Below are 13189 nucleotides of genomic sequence, written 5' to 3' on the forward strand. Positions count from 1 at the left end.
GCGCGTGCGAATCCCCTGGGAAACCGGGCAGGAGGCGGGCCTCACACCCACTTGAAGCACTTGACCGTGGCCGCCCAGCTGAGCCCGGCCCACACGGCCAGCACGATCACGGACGCGACCGGCACGGTGCCCTCCAGGAAGCACGCCCGCAGCGCGTCCCCGGCCGCGGCGGACGGCAGCCAGCCCACGAGCCACGAGAGCCAGCCGGGCAGGGAGGCGGCGGGGAAGATCACGCCGCCACCGGCCGCGAGTGCGACCCAGACGACGTTGAGCACGGCCAGGGTGGCCTCGGCGCGCAGGGTCCCGGCGATGAGCAGCCCCAGCCCCGTGAAGGTGAGCGCCACGAGGACCAGCAGGGGCAGGGAGCTCAGCACGGCGCCGGGGGACGGGTCCCAGCCGAGCCACAGGGCCACGGCGGCCACCAGGAGGTACTGCAGGGCGAGCACCGCGAGGATCGCGAGCAGCTTGCCCGCGATCAGCCCGCCGCGCCCCAGGGGAGTGGTGGAGAGGTACCTCAGCACGCCGTAGCGCCGGTCGAACCCGGTCTGGATGCCCTGCCCGGAGAACGCGCTGGAGAGCACACACAGCACCAGGATGCCGGGCACGGCCACGTCCGCCCGTGAGGCGTCTCCCGTGCGGTAGGGATCCAGCAGGTCCGTGGCGGTCAGTGCCACGAGCGCCAGGACCGGCAGGATCACGAGCAGCAGCAGCTGCTCCCCGTTGCGCACCATGGTCATGGTCTCGAAGCGTGCCTGTGCCAGCACGCGCCGGGCCAGGGACGCGGCACGACGCCGCCCCGCGGGCTCGGGGCCGGACGCCGCGGTCTGCGCCGGGGCGCTCATCGGGCATCCCGCCCGGAGACCTCCAGGAACACGTCCTCCAGTGATCGGGGTTGCACGCTCATCGCCTCCGGCAGGGTGTCGTCCCGGGTGGCCCACGCGGTCATCTCACGCACGAGCTCCGGGGTCAGGGGACCGCTGAGGGTCACGGTGCGGTCCTTCACGGTCCACTCGACCCCCGCGAAGCCGGGGCTGCGCCACGGCGGGTCCGCCCGCAGGGCGGCCGCGTGCTGCGGGGCAAGGGTCACGCTCATCACGAGGGGGGCATCCCGCTGGGCGCTCACGAGCTCCGCCACGGTTCCCTGGACGGCCACCGTTCCCCGGTCCACGATGTAGACGTAGTCGGCGAGCCGGGCGGCGTCGTCCATGAGGTGGGTGGTGAGGATGATGCACGTGCCCTGGTCCCGCAGCCGCTGCACCAGGTCGAAGACCAGCTGCCGCGAGCGGGGGTCCAGCCCCGCGGACGGCTCGTCCAGGAAGAGCACCTCGGGGCGGCCCACGAGGGCCGCCGCGAGCGCCACCCGCTGCTTCTGTCCGCCGGACAGGCGCCGCACGGGGGTGCCGAGGAACGATCCGATGCCCAGGACGCCCACGAGCTCGTCCACCGGGGCCGGGTCCGCGTAGAGGCGGCTCACGTGCCGTAGCAACTCACCGGGGCGGACGGCCTGGGGGAGTCCGCCGTCCTGCAGCATGACGCCCACGCGCGCGCGCAGGTCCGGAGAGGCGCGCCACGGATCCGCGTCGAGCAGCCGCACGGTGCCGGAGGTGGGGCGCTGGAGCCCCTGGGCGCACTGCAGCGTGGTGGTCTTGCCCGCGCCGTTGGCCCCGAGCAGGGCCGTGATCCGCCCGGCGTGCGCCGCCAGGCTCAGCCCGCGCACCGCGTGGACCGGTTCGCCCCGCCCCTCGAAGGTCTTGACGAGGTCGCTGACGCGCAGCGCCGCGGCGTCGGGATCGGGGGGCCTGGTGCGGGAGGTCTGGGACTCGGACTGCGTGGGCACCCGGACAGTCTAGAACGCACGCACCCGCCGGGACCCGGTACGACGGCCCAGTTGCCAGGGCTCTCCCAGCCCCCGTTCCCGGCGGAGGACCGTTTGGCCGGGAATGGATAACGGCATACCCTCGTTATGTATTGCGTCCCAGCTCGCGGAGACACCTCCGGGGCAGGACCGGGAACGACCGGCAGCCGCCGCTCCATTCCCTCTCACCCGCACACGCCGCCGAAGGATGTTGCACTGAGCATGAGTTCACCTGCCACGGACCGCGCCGCCGCGGGCCGCACGGACCAGGATGACACCACCCGTTCGCGGGTGCTCTCGCTGGTGCTGGCCCACGGGCCCATCTCCGCCGCCCAGATCGCGAAGGACCTCGGGTTGACGCCCGCCGCGGTGCGCCGCCACCTCGACGCCCTGGAGGCGGAGCAGATCGTGGAGGTCTCCATGGTCCGCGGCTCTCGGTCCGGAGCAGGTCGCCCGGCACGACGCTACGTGGTGGCCCCCGGGGGGCACGAGCAGCTCGGGCACGACTACAGCGGCCTCGCCAGCCGGGCGCTGGCCACCATGGGCCGCGCGGGCGGCGACGAGCTCGTGAGCAGGTTCGTCTCCGAGGAGATCGGACGCTGGCGCGAGCGCTACCTCCCCCAGGTGGAGGCGGCGGGGTCCGACGTCGAGGCCCGGCTCAACGCGCTGAGCGCCGCCATGAGCCGGGACGGCTTCGTGGCCTCCCACACCACCGTGACCCCGCGAGGTCCCAAGGGCGTGGCCCTGCGCTCGGCGCAGCTGTGCCAGGGGCACTGCCCCATCCAGGACATCGCGAACGAGTACCCCGAGTTCTGCGAGCAGGAGACCGAGCTGATCTCGCAGCTGCTGGACGTGGATGTCCGCAGGCTGTCCACCATGGCGGCCGGCGCCCACGTCTGCACCACACACGTCCCGTTGCAGCTGCGCGCGGGCCACACGAACTCCACCAACCACACAACCGCACGACAGGGAGGGTTGTCATGACCGAGCGCATCGTGCCCGCGGAGAACGCGGGCAGCATGACAGGCGACACCACGATTTCCGAGATCCTGGAGATGAACCCGGAGCTCGAGGGGATCGGCCAGTACCAGTACGGCTGGGCCGACAAGAACGACGCCGGCGCCTCCGCGCGCCGCGGCGTGAACGAGGAAGTGGTCCGGGACATCTCGGCCAAGAAGAGCGAGCCGGACTGGATGACGCAGCTGCGTCTGAAGGGCCTGAAGTTCTTCGACCGCAAGCCCATGCCCACGTGGGGCGCGGACCTCTCCGGGATCGACTTCGACAACATCAAGTACTTCGTGCGCTCCACGGAGCAGCAGGCGGGCTCCTGGGAGGAGCTGCCGGAGGACATCCGCAACACGTACGAGAAGCTCGGCATCCCCGAGGCGGAGCGCAACCGCCTGGTGGCCGGCGTGGCCGCCCAGTACGAGTCCGAGGTGGTGTACCACCAGATCCGCGAGGACCTGGAGGCCCAGGGTGTGATCTTCATGGACACGGACACCGCGCTGAAGGAGCACCCCGAGTTCTTCGAGGAGTACTTCGGCACCGTGATCCCCGTGGGCGACAACAAGTTCGCCGCGCTGAACACGGCCGTGTGGTCCGGCGGCTCCTTCGTGTACGTGCCCAAGGGCGTGCACGTGGACATCCCGCTGCAAGCGTACTTCCGCATCAACACGGAGAACATGGGCCAGTTCGAGCGCACGCTGATCATCGCGGACGAGGACTCCTACGTCCACTACATCGAGGGCTGCACCGCGCCGATCTACAAGACGGACTCGCTGCACTCCGCCGTGGTGGAGATCATCTGCAAGAAGAACGCCCGCGTGCGCTACACGACCATCCAGAACTGGTCCAACAACGTGTACAACCTGGTGACCAAGCGCGCCATCGCCCACGAGGGCGCCACCATGGAGTGGGTGGACGGCAACATCGGCTCCAAGGTCACCCAGAAGTACCCGGCGGTCTACATGACCGGCGAGCACGCCCGCGGTGAGACCCTCTCCATCGCCTTCGCCGGTGAGGGCCAGCACCAGGACACCGGGTCCAAGATGGTGCACATCGCCCCGAACACGTCCTCCTCGATCGTCTCCAAGTCCGTGGCCCGCAACGGCGGCCGCTCCGCGTACCGCGGCCTGGTCCAGGTCCGCGAGGGTGCCACGCACTCCAAGTCCAACGTGGTGTGCGACGCCCTGCTGGTGGACACGATCTCCCGCTCGGACACGTACCCGTACGTGGACATCCGCGAGGACGACGTCACCATGGGCCACGAGGCCACGGTCTCCCGCGTGTCGGAGGAGCAGCTGTTCTACCTGATGCAGCGCGGCATGCCCGAGGACGAGGCCATGGCCATGATCGTGCGCGGCTTCGTGGAGCCGATCGCCCGCGAGCTGCCCATGGAGTACGCGCTCGAGCTGAACCGTCTCATCGAACTGCAAATGGAAGGATCCGTTGGCTGATATGTCCACCACTGAACAGAGCGCCCGCAACGCACAGGACGCCGACGAGCAGGTGAACGGGGTCCCCACGGGTGAGGACCGCGTGGCCATCCCGGGCATGAGCCAGGAGGGCGAGACCCTCCAGGAGGGCCGCAACCAGGCCGGTGAGCCCGAGTTCAAGGGTGCCGTGAACGGTGACGGCTCGGCGGCTCCGGACTCCTCCCGCGCCGGCCGCACCCGCTCCTTCGACGTCGCGGACTTCCCGCCGCTGAGCACCAAGCTCGAGGACTGGCGCTTCACGCCCATCAAGCGCCTGCGCGGGCTCGACGAGGCCGCACTGCAGGGCCCCGCGCCCACCGTCTCCGTCTCCGGGGACGACGCCGTGCAGGTCACCTCGGTGCCGCGCGACGACTCGCGCGTGGGCTCGGCGGGGATTCCCGAGGACCGGGTGGCCGCGAACGCGTGGTCCTCGTTCTCCGAGGCCACCGTGGTCTCGGTCCCGGCCGACGCCCAGGTGGCGGAGCCCGTGATCGTGACGATCACCGGCGACTCCGAGGAGCCTGCGGCCCAGCACGTCGTCGTGGAGGCGGGAACCAACTCCCGTGCCCTCGTGGTGCTGCGCCACCAGGGCACGGCGGTGCTGGCCCAGAACGTCGAGTTCGCCGTGGCGGACGGGGCCAACCTCACGGTGGTGTCCCTGCAGGAGTGGACGGACGACTCCGTGCACGCCTCCTCGCAGCAGGCGCAGCTGGGCCGTGACGCCACGTTCAAGCACGTGCTCGTGAGCCTGGGCGGTGACCTCGTGCGGGTCACCCCGTCCACCCGCTTCACCGCTCCCGGCGGCGACGTGGAGATGTACGGCCTCACGTTCGTGGACGACGGCCAGCACCTGGAGTCGCGGCTGTTCGTGGACCACTCCGTGCCGCGCTGCCGCTCCCGCGTGACCTACAAGTCCGCGCTGCAGGGCGAGAACGCCCACGGCGTGTGGGTGGGGGACGTCCTCATCCGTGCCGAGGCCGAGGGCACCGACACCTACGAACTCAACCGGAACCTGATCCTCAACGACGGTCCGCGCATGGACTCGGTGCCGAACCTCGAGATCGAGACCGGTCTGATCGCCGGCGCCGGGCACGCCTCCACCACGGGGCAGCTGGACGACGAGCACCTGTACTACCTGATGTCCCGCGGGATCCCGGAGGACCAGGCCCGCCGCCTGGTGGTCCGTGGCTTCCTGTTCGAGATCATCCAGCAGGTGGGCGTCGAGGCGCTCGAGGAGCAGCTGCGCGCGTCCCTGGAGGACGAGCTCGCCCGCACCGAGAACTGAGAACCGGCCCAGCGCCGTCGTCCCCGAGACAGAGAATTCCGCACCGCGCCCGAGAGCGGGCCGGTGCCCACGAAACCCAAGGAGAAGCACCGCATGTCAACTCTGGAGATCAAGGACCTCCACGCGTCCGTCATCCTGGACGACGAGTCCACCAAGCCCATCCTCAAGGGCGTGGACCTCACCATCAACTCCGGTGAGGTGCACGCGATCATGGGCCCCAACGGCTCGGGCAAGTCCACCCTGGCGTCGACGATCGCCGGCCACCCCAAGTACCAGGTGGACTCCGGGTCCGTGACGCTGGACGGGCAGGACGTGCTGGAGATGTCCGTGGACGAGCGCGCCCGCGCGGGTCTCTTCCTGGCCATGCAGTACCCCGTGGAGATCCCCGGCGTGACCACCTCCAACTTCCTGCGCTCCGCGAAGACCGCGGTGGACGGCGAGGCCCCCTCGCTGCGCACGTGGACCAAGGATGTCCGCGCGGCCATGGACAAGCTGAAGATCGACAACGACATGCTGCAGCGCAACGTGAACGAGGGCTTCTCCGGCGGTGAGAAGAAGCGCCACGAGATCCTTCAGCTCGAGATCCTCAAGCCGAAGATCGCGCTGCTGGACGAGACCGACTCCGGCCTGGACGTGGATGCCCTGAAGATCGTGTCCGAGGGCGTCAACCGTGCCCTGGCCGAGGACAACACCGGCATCATGCTCATCACCCACTACACGCGCATCCTGCGCTACATCAAGCCGCAGTTCGTGCACGTGTTCTCCGACGGCCGCGTCGTGGACCAGGGTGGCCCCGAGCTGGCCGAGCGCCTGGAGAACGAGGGCTACGACCGCTACGTGCAGGCCGCCGCCAAGTAGGCGTCCGGCGCACACCACACTCCGAGGAGAACGCCATGAGCGATTCCACCGACACCGCCACGGCGGAGACCGGCCCCCGGGGCCAGGCCTCGGTCGAGGAGGTCACGGACCTGCTGAAGAACGTGATCGACCCCGAGTTGGGCGTCAACATCGTGGACCTGGGCCTGCTCTACGGCCTGGAGTACCAGGACGACGACTCCCTGCGCCTGGACATGACGCTCACCACGGCGGCGTGCCCGCTGCAGGACGTCATCGAGGAGCAGGTGGCCCAGAACCTGTCCCCGGCCGTGGACGAGTGGCACGTGAACTGGATCTGGATGCCCCCGTGGGGTCCGGAGCGGATCACGGAGGACGGCCGCGACCAGATGCGGGCCCTGGGCTTCAACATCTGAGGTCCCGTCCCCGGACACTGGCGAACGGCACGGCACACGACCCCGCGGTCGGTGCCGTGCCGTTCGTCATTGCGCTCGGACCGCTCGCGCGCCAGGGTGGAGGGTGACAAATGTTCCCGTTCGGCGACCACCGGAGGACCCATGCGACGCCACCTGCCCCAGCTCTCCGAGCTCCGGCCCCTCATGCAGTTCGGTTCGTTCAACCCGGACCGCCGTGCGGCGCGGCTCGCGAAGGCCGCGGACGTCGAGGCGCTGCGCCGGATTGCGCGGCGTCGCACGCCCAGGCCGGCCTTCGACTACGTGGACGGTGCCGCGGGCCAGGAACTCACCTACCGCCGCAGCCGCGAGGCGTACGAGTCCGTGGAGCTGCTGCCGCGCATCCTGCACGGAACGGCCATCGCGGACCTGAGCATGCAGATTGCCGGGCACCGCAGCGCGTTGCCGTTCGGGATCGCACCCACCGGGTTCACCCGGTTCATGCACTCCGAGGGGGAGATCGGGGGAGTGCGCGCGGCCGCCCGCGCGGGCATCCCGTTCTCGCTGTCCACCATGGGCACGCGCTCCATCGAGGAGGTCCGGGACGCCGCGCCGGATGCCCAGCGCTGGTTCCAGCTGTACCTCTGGAAGGACCATTCGGCGTCCCTGGACCTGCTGCAGCGGGCAAAGGCCGCGGGCACGACGACGCTGCTGGTCACCGTGGACACGCCCGTGGCGGGTCAGCGGCTGCGGGACACCCGCAACGGCATGACCATTCCGCCGCGCCTCACCCCGAAGACCGTTCTGGACGCCTCCTACCGGCCCGAGTGGTGGTTCAACTTCCTCACCACGGACTCCCTGAAGTTCGCGTCCCTCTCGGACACCTCCGGATCGCTCGCGAACCTCATTTCCTCGATGTTCGACCCCGGGCTGAACCTGGAGGACCTCGCGTGGATCCGTGAGAACTGGGACGGGCAGCTGTTCGTGAAGGGCATCCTCACCCGCGAGGACGCGCGTCGTGCCCTGGGCGTGGGGGCGGACGGCCTGGTGGTGTCCAACCACGGTGGCCGGCAACTGGACCGCGCTCCGGTGGCGCTGACCGCCCTGCCGGAGATCCGGGACGAGGTGGGCCCGGACGTCCCCCTGATCCTGGACTCGGGCATCATGTCCGGCGCGGACGTGGTCACCGGTCTGTGCGCGGGTGCGGACTTCGTGCTGATCGGCCGCGCGTACCTCTACGGCCTCATGGCCGGGGGCGAGCAGGGGGTCACCCGCGTGATCGAGCTGCTGGAGGAGCAGATCCGCACCGCCATGCTTCTGATGGGCGCGGCCACCGTCGCGGACCTCGGCCCGGAGTGCATGCGTGCGCCATGGCTGCCCCGTGCGGAGACCAGCCACCAGGAGACCAGCCGCCGGGAGAGCGGGAGCCGGGTCTAGGAGAGCCCCTCCGGGTGGTCCAGGTTCCGCGCGCCGAACGTGTTGCACGTCCTGATGTCCCCGGTCTGGTAGCCGGTGAGGAACCACGCCTGGCGCTGGGCCGAGGTGCCGTGCGTGAAGGACTCCGGGTTGGCGCGGCCGCGGGTGGACTCCTGGATCCGGTCGTCGCCAATGGCACCGGCCGCCTCGATGGCGTCCGAGAGCTGCGCGCGGGTGATCGGCTGCAGCTGCACCGCCCCGCCGGACTCCGTGGCGTGGTGTGCCCACATCCCGGCGTAGCAGTCCGCCTGCAGCTCGGTGCGCACCGCACCGGAGCTGGCACCGTGGGGGTCCTGTTGCGCCCGGCCCAGCGTGCCCTGCAGGTGCTGCACGTGATGGCCCACCTCGTGCGCCATCACGTACTCCTGGGCCAGGGCGTCCGCGTCCGCGCCGAACTCGGTGCGCATCTGCTCGAAGAACCCGGTGTCCAGGTACACGGTGGAGTCCGGAGGGCAGTAGAACGGTCCGGTGGCGGAGGACGCCTGGCCGCACGAGGTGCTGTCCGTGCCGGTGAAGAGCATGACCTCGGGCAGCGTGTACTTCTCGCCCGTGACCCGCGGGTAGTACCCGCCCCAGAACTGGTCCAGGGACTGGACGGTGGCCACCATGCGGCACCGAGGATCCGAGTTGGCGTCCGCGCCCGTACGGCAGGTCTCCTCCAGACCGGAGTCCACCTGCTGCGTCCCCGTGGTCTGCTGCTGCGTGCCGCCGGTCAGCGCGTCGATCCCGTCCTGGCCGAAGAACAGTCCGGCGAGAAGCAGGATGACGACGCCGCCCAGCCCGCCTCCCACGGCGATGCCGCGTCCGCCGCCGCCCCCGGTGCCGACACGGCCGCCGTCCAGCTGTGAGTTGTCGTTGAAGCTCATGGGGGAAGCATAGGCGCACGGCAACCGGTGACCGGTCGTGTGCTCACTCGAGTCCGCGCGCGGCGAGCGCCTCCCCGGTGCGGTGGGCGTAGTCCACGGTGGCGATGACCGCGGGCGTGACGAGCTGCGTGGCCCGGGGACTCACGGTGCGAGCCGCGGCGGCGTCGCGCAGGGTGGAGAGGACACCGAAGAGCCAGGGGACCGAGCGGATCATGAGCGAGACGGCGAGCCCGATCCGCTCGGGGTCCGCTCCGAGCAGGCGCACGGGGGAGCACACCACCACGAGACCGTCGACGAGCCGCGGGAGCTCCGTGGTGGTGAGCAGCAGCCGGGAGAGGGCCACCACGGCCAGCAGGGAGAGCACCACGTCCGCCGCGCGGGCCGGCCCTGCCGTGAGCAGGTGGTAGCCCGAGAGCAGGAGCACCAGGAACCACAGGGGTCGCAGGGAGACCGCCCAGCGCCGCAGCCCGAACCCGCAGCCCGCGGAGAGCACCGCGGTCAGGACCAGGATGCCCAGGGACACGGGCCACGCCCGGAGCACCATGACCGCCGCACCCAGTCCGAGCAGGAGCAGCGCCTTGAGCCACAGGGGGCAGCGGTGCAGGACGGAGTGCCCGGGGACGTAGGTGCCGAGCAGGTCGTCGCGGCGCCCGGTAGAGCGGCGCGGACGGTGGCGGCGCGGGCGAGGACAGTGCGGTCGAGGACGGCGGGGGCGGGAACCGTGCGCAGTGGCGGTGCCGGTCCGGGACGCCCGCACGTCCGGGGAACCGCTCATGCGGCGTCGTCCGGGAAGCCGTGGGCGCACCAGTGGCGGTAGCGGGGGATGACGTCCTCCGGAGGTCCCTGCGCAGTGATCCGTGAGCCGTGCACCACGGCCACGTGCTGGGCGGTGGCGGCGAGATCGAGGTCGTGGGTGCTGATGAGCTGCTGCTGGGGGAGGGAGTCCAGGAGTTCGCGCAGCCGCAGCCGGTTGCGCAGGTCCAGCAGGGTGGTGGGTTCGTCCAGGACGAGCACCCGCGGCTCCACGGCGAGCACGGCGGCCAGGGCCACGAGCTGGCGCTCACCGCCGGAGAGGTCGAACACGCTGTGGTGGCCGCGCTCCGCCAGACCCATGCGCCGCAGCCAGTCCAGGGCCCGTGCAGAACGCTCCCGCCGGTCGGCCACCGCGCGGCGCAGGGACAGCTCGATGTCCTCGAGCGGCGTGGGCATGAGGATCTGGGAGGCGGGGTCCGTGAACACGAAGCCCACGAGGGAGCGGGCGGTGCGGGGATCGGCCACGGGGTCCACCCCGTGGGTGCGCACCGTCCCGGCGCTGGGAGGAACCAGAGCGTTGAACAGCCGCAGCAGCGTGGACTTGCCCGACCCGTTGAGACCGATCACCGCGGTGCGGGGCGCGGTGAACGCGCACGAGATCCCGTCCAGCACGGTCACGGGACCGCGGGGGCCCTCCAGCGCGACGGTGACCCCGTCACAGGTGAGCGAGCTCCCCTGCCCGGGCAGCGGCGGGGCCTGCACTCAGAGGACCGCCCCGGCCATGCGCGGGAACGCGCGGTGCACGGCCACGGCGACGAGGGCGGCCACCAGGGCCTTGAGCACGTCACCGGGGATGAAGGCGAGGTCCGCCACCACGGCCGCCTGCAGGGCGAGACCGCCGTTGACCACCATGCCCACGATGCCCATGAGGTGGGAGAGCACCAGGCCGGCGAGACCCGCACCGAAGAGCTTGACCCACAGGGCGCTGCGACGGTCCGGGTCCACCGCGCTGGATCCCTCGCGGCGGCGCACCCGCTCCACCCGCACGCTGCGGTGGGAGAGCCACCCCACGAGGGCAGCGGCGAAGGGGAAGGACAGCAGGTAGCCCGCGGACGGTCCCACGAGGACCGCAGGGCCACCCGTGAAGCCCGCGAACACCGGCACGCCCAGCAGCCCCACCACCACGTAGAGGGCGAGCGCCAGGAAACCGCGCCAGCCACCCAGCACCATGCCCGTGAGGAACACCGCGAGCGTCTGCAGGGTGATCGGCACACCCAGGGGCCCCACCGGGACCGCCGGGACCAGCGCCAGGACACAGGTCAGGGCGGCGAAGACGGCGATGTTCGCCAGGTCGAACGAGGAGACGGCGGGGGAGGGGCGCGCGGGTTCAGTCATGCCGTGCAGTCTAGTGGCCGTGCGCCGTCGTCCCGCGGTGGCAGCACCGGGAGCAGCGGGCGGGCCAGGGGGCCCGACTTGCACCGCCGGGTAGACTGGGCAGGTTCCCCGCTGACACGGGGCACCCACCTGCCCGGACACCGTCCGGCCCCTGCCCGCCGCGCGCGGCGTCGCCCCACGGGACGCCCCGGAACCGGTGGTGCGACCGTCCCACGAAAGGCCCTGCTCCGTTGATCACCGTGACGAACCTCGAACTGCGCGCGGGCGCGCGCCTGCTCATGGACGAGGTGAACTTCCGTGTGGACAGGGGCGACAAGGTGGGCCTGGTGGGCCGCAACGGCGCCGGCAAGACCACCATGACCAAGGTGCTGGCCGGGCTGAGCCTGCCCGCCGCGGGCGAGGTCACGCGCACGGGTTCCATCGGGTACCTGCCCCAGGACCCCAAGGTGGAGGACATGAACCAGCTCGCGCGGGACCGGATCCTCTCCGCGCGCAACCTCGCGGGCGTGATCTCCAAGCTGCGCCGCACCGAGGAGGAGATGGCCTCCGAGGACGACGCCGTGCGCGCGAAGGCCATGCGCCGCTACGACCGCCTGGAGTCCGAGTTTCTCGCAGGCGGCGGCTACGCGGCGGAGTCCGAGGCCGCGACCATCACCAACAACCTCAACCTCCCCGGGCGCGTGCTGGACCAGCCGCTGCACACGCTCTCCGGCGGTCAGCGCCGGCGCGTGGAGCTCGCCCGCATCCTGTTCTCGGACGCGGACACCATGCTGCTGGACGAGCCCACCAACCACCTGGACCACGACTCCATCGTGTGGCTGCGCGAGTTCCTGCGCTCCTACCAGGGCGGGGTGCTCATGATCTCCCACGACGTGGGGCTCATGGAGATGGTGACCAACAAGGTGCTGTACCTGGACGCCAACCGCTGCGTGGTGGACGTCTACAACATGACCTGGAAGAACTACCTCAAGCAGCGCGAGCAGGACGAGGCCCGCCGCAAGCGCGAGCGCGCGAACGCCGAGAAGAAGGCCGGCGTGCTCATGGACCAGGCCAACAAGATGCGCGCGAAGGCCACCAAGGCCGTGGCCGCCCAGCAGATGATCCGGCGCGCCGAGCGGCTCATGGCGGGCATCGAGGGCGAGCGCGTCCAGGACAAGGTGGCCGCCATCCGCTTCCCCAAGCCCGCGGACTGCGGCAAGACCCCGCTCACGGCCAGGGGGCTGTCCAAGTCCTACGGCTCGCTGGAGATCTTCACGGACGTGGACCTCGCGATCGACCGCGGCTCCCGCGTGGTGGTGCTCGGTCTCAACGGTGCGGGCAAGACCACCCTGCTGCGCATGCTCGCGGGCCAGGCCGAGCCGGACACCGGCGAGGTGGTGGCGGGCCACGGGCTGAAGCTGGGCTACTTCGCGCAGGAGCACGACACCCTGGACACCTCCCGCACCGTGCTGGAGAACATGAAGTCCGCGGCCCCTGAGCTCGCGGACACCCAGGTGCGCACGATCCTCGGCTCCTTCCTCTTCCAGGGGGACGACGTGGACAAGCCCGCCGGGGTGCTCTCCGGTGGCGAGAAGACCCGGTTGGCACTGGCCACGCTGGTGGCGTCGTCGGCGAACGTGCTGCTGCTGGACGAGCCCACCAACAACCTGGACCCCGCCTCCCGCCGGGAGATCCTCAACGCCCTGCACAGCTACGAGGGCGCCGTGGTCCTGGTCTCCCACGACGAGGGCGCGGTGGAGGCGCTGGAGCCCGAGCGCGTGGTCATGCTCCCGGACGGCGTGGAGGACCTCTGGAGCCAGGAGTACCAGGACCTCATCAGCCTGGCCTGAGGCCACGCCCCACCTGACACCGCGCGGCGG

Annotated in this window: 13 protein-coding genes; 7 read left to right on the forward strand and 6 right to left on the reverse strand. The window is 71.0% G+C overall.

The annotated features are described in order from the left end of the window. Positions 1–41 precede the first annotated feature (41 nt). The gene (locus tag EAE32_RS07305) at positions 42–842 is read right to left on the reverse strand and encodes an ABC transporter permease (RefSeq protein ID WP_121864618.1); all 801 of its coding nucleotides are present in this window, start codon (positions 840–842) and stop codon (positions 42–44) included. After that, positions 839–1837, reverse strand: a complete 999-nt coding sequence (locus EAE32_RS07310; protein WP_207803860.1) for an ABC transporter ATP-binding protein — start codon at positions 1835–1837, stop codon at positions 839–841. Before EAE32_RS07310 ends, EAE32_RS07305 begins: the two co-directional genes overlap by 4 nt. Positions 1838–1963: 126 nt before the next feature. Here EAE32_RS07310 and EAE32_RS07315 point away from each other — a divergent pair, with 126 nt between their 5' ends. The 6 genes from EAE32_RS07315 (at position 1964) to EAE32_RS07340 (ending at position 8277) form a co-directional block, all read left to right on the forward strand. Continuing rightward, positions 1964–2839 (forward strand): helix-turn-helix transcriptional regulator, encoded by an 876-nt coding sequence (locus EAE32_RS07315; protein ID WP_481269008.1) that lies wholly within the window; start codon positions 1964–1966, stop codon positions 2837–2839. Beyond that, positions 2836–4311 (forward strand): Fe-S cluster assembly protein SufB, encoded by a 1476-nt coding sequence (gene sufB / locus EAE32_RS07320; protein WP_121845431.1) that lies wholly within the window; start codon positions 2836–2838, stop codon positions 4309–4311. Before EAE32_RS07315 ends, sufB begins: the two co-directional genes overlap by 4 nt. A gap of 1 nt (position 4312) precedes the next feature. Next, positions 4313–5614 (forward strand): Fe-S cluster assembly protein SufD, encoded by a 1302-nt coding sequence (sufD, locus tag EAE32_RS07325; protein ID WP_121864620.1) that lies wholly within the window; start codon positions 4313–4315, stop codon positions 5612–5614. Positions 5615–5707: 93 nt separating this feature from the next. Next, complete coding sequence (sufC, locus tag EAE32_RS07330; RefSeq protein WP_121845433.1) at positions 5708–6472, forward strand: Fe-S cluster assembly ATPase SufC; 765 nt, start codon at positions 5708–5710, stop codon at positions 6470–6472. A gap of 35 nt (positions 6473–6507) precedes the next feature. Then, positions 6508–6864 carry a metal-sulfur cluster assembly factor gene (locus EAE32_RS07335; RefSeq protein WP_121845434.1) on the forward strand — a complete coding sequence of 119 codons (357 nt, stop codon included), beginning with the start codon at positions 6508–6510 and terminating at the stop codon, positions 6862–6864. A gap of 141 nt (positions 6865–7005) precedes the next feature. After that, complete coding sequence (locus EAE32_RS07340) at positions 7006–8277, forward strand: alpha-hydroxy acid oxidase (protein ID WP_121864621.1); 1272 nt, start codon at positions 7006–7008, stop codon at positions 8275–8277. On the opposite strand, the gene ypfJ is transcribed toward EAE32_RS07340, so the two are convergent. Genes ypfJ through EAE32_RS07360 form a run of 4 tightly spaced genes read right to left on the reverse strand, consistent with a single transcriptional unit; the run spans position 8274 to position 11330 of the window. Then, positions 8274–9182 (reverse strand): KPN_02809 family neutral zinc metallopeptidase, encoded by a 909-nt coding sequence (ypfJ, locus tag EAE32_RS07345; RefSeq protein ID WP_121845436.1) that lies wholly within the window; start codon positions 9180–9182, stop codon positions 8274–8276. The two genes, EAE32_RS07340 and ypfJ, sit on opposite strands and share 4 nt — an antisense overlap. Before the next feature lie 43 nt (positions 9183–9225). Then, on the reverse strand, positions 9226–9957 hold the full coding sequence (locus tag EAE32_RS07350; RefSeq protein ID WP_121845437.1) for an energy-coupling factor transporter transmembrane component T family protein: 732 nt from the start codon (positions 9955–9957) through the stop codon (positions 9226–9228). After that, positions 9954–10697, reverse strand: a complete 744-nt coding sequence (locus EAE32_RS07355; protein WP_243635618.1) for an energy-coupling factor ABC transporter ATP-binding protein — start codon at positions 10695–10697, stop codon at positions 9954–9956. The genes EAE32_RS07350 and EAE32_RS07355 overlap by 4 nt, the downstream gene beginning before the upstream one ends. Continuing rightward, complete coding sequence (locus EAE32_RS07360) at positions 10698–11330, reverse strand: biotin transporter BioY (protein WP_121864622.1); 633 nt, start codon at positions 11328–11330, stop codon at positions 10698–10700. A gap of 230 nt (positions 11331–11560) precedes the next feature. Here EAE32_RS07360 and EAE32_RS07365 point away from each other — a divergent pair, with 230 nt between their 5' ends. Then, positions 11561–13159, forward strand: coding sequence for an ABC-F family ATP-binding cassette domain-containing protein (locus EAE32_RS07365; protein ID WP_121845439.1), 1599 nt, complete (start codon positions 11561–11563; stop codon positions 13157–13159). Positions 13160–13189 lie beyond the last annotated feature (30 nt).

The sequence above is a fragment of the Kocuria tytonicola genome (genome assembly GCF_003687175.1).
GTDB lineage: Bacteria > Actinomycetota > Actinomycetes > Actinomycetales > Micrococcaceae > Kocuria > Kocuria tytonicola.

What these genes read in the sequence shown, in the direction of transcription:
- sufB (WP_121845431.1), top strand. Translation starts at nt 2,836, where the DNA reads ATGACCGAGCGCATCGTGCCCGCGGAGAACGCGGGCAGCATGACAGGC.
- ypfJ (WP_121845436.1), bottom strand. Translation starts at nt 9,182, where the DNA reads ATGAGCTTCAACGACAACTCACAGCTGGACGGCGGCCGTGTCGGCACC.
- EAE32_RS07315 (WP_481269008.1), top strand. Translation starts at nt 1,964, where the DNA reads ATGTATTGCGTCCCAGCTCGCGGAGACACCTCCGGGGCAGGACCGGGA.
- sufD (WP_121864620.1), top strand. Translation starts at nt 4,313, where the DNA reads ATGTCCACCACTGAACAGAGCGCCCGCAACGCACAGGACGCCGACGAG.
- EAE32_RS07360 (WP_121864622.1), bottom strand. Translation starts at nt 11,330, where the DNA reads ATGACTGAACCCGCGCGCCCCTCCCCCGCCGTCTCCTCGTTCGACCTG.
- sufC (WP_121845433.1), top strand. Translation starts at nt 5,708, where the DNA reads ATGTCAACTCTGGAGATCAAGGACCTCCACGCGTCCGTCATCCTGGAC.
- EAE32_RS07305 (WP_121864618.1), bottom strand. Translation starts at nt 842, where the DNA reads ATGAGCGCCCCGGCGCAGACCGCGGCGTCCGGCCCCGAGCCCGCGGGG.
- EAE32_RS07340 (WP_121864621.1), top strand. Translation starts at nt 7,006, where the DNA reads ATGCGACGCCACCTGCCCCAGCTCTCCGAGCTCCGGCCCCTCATGCAG.
- EAE32_RS07350 (WP_121845437.1), bottom strand. Translation starts at nt 9,957, where the DNA reads ATGAGCGGTTCCCCGGACGTGCGGGCGTCCCGGACCGGCACCGCCACT.
- EAE32_RS07335 (WP_121845434.1), top strand. Translation starts at nt 6,508, where the DNA reads ATGAGCGATTCCACCGACACCGCCACGGCGGAGACCGGCCCCCGGGGC.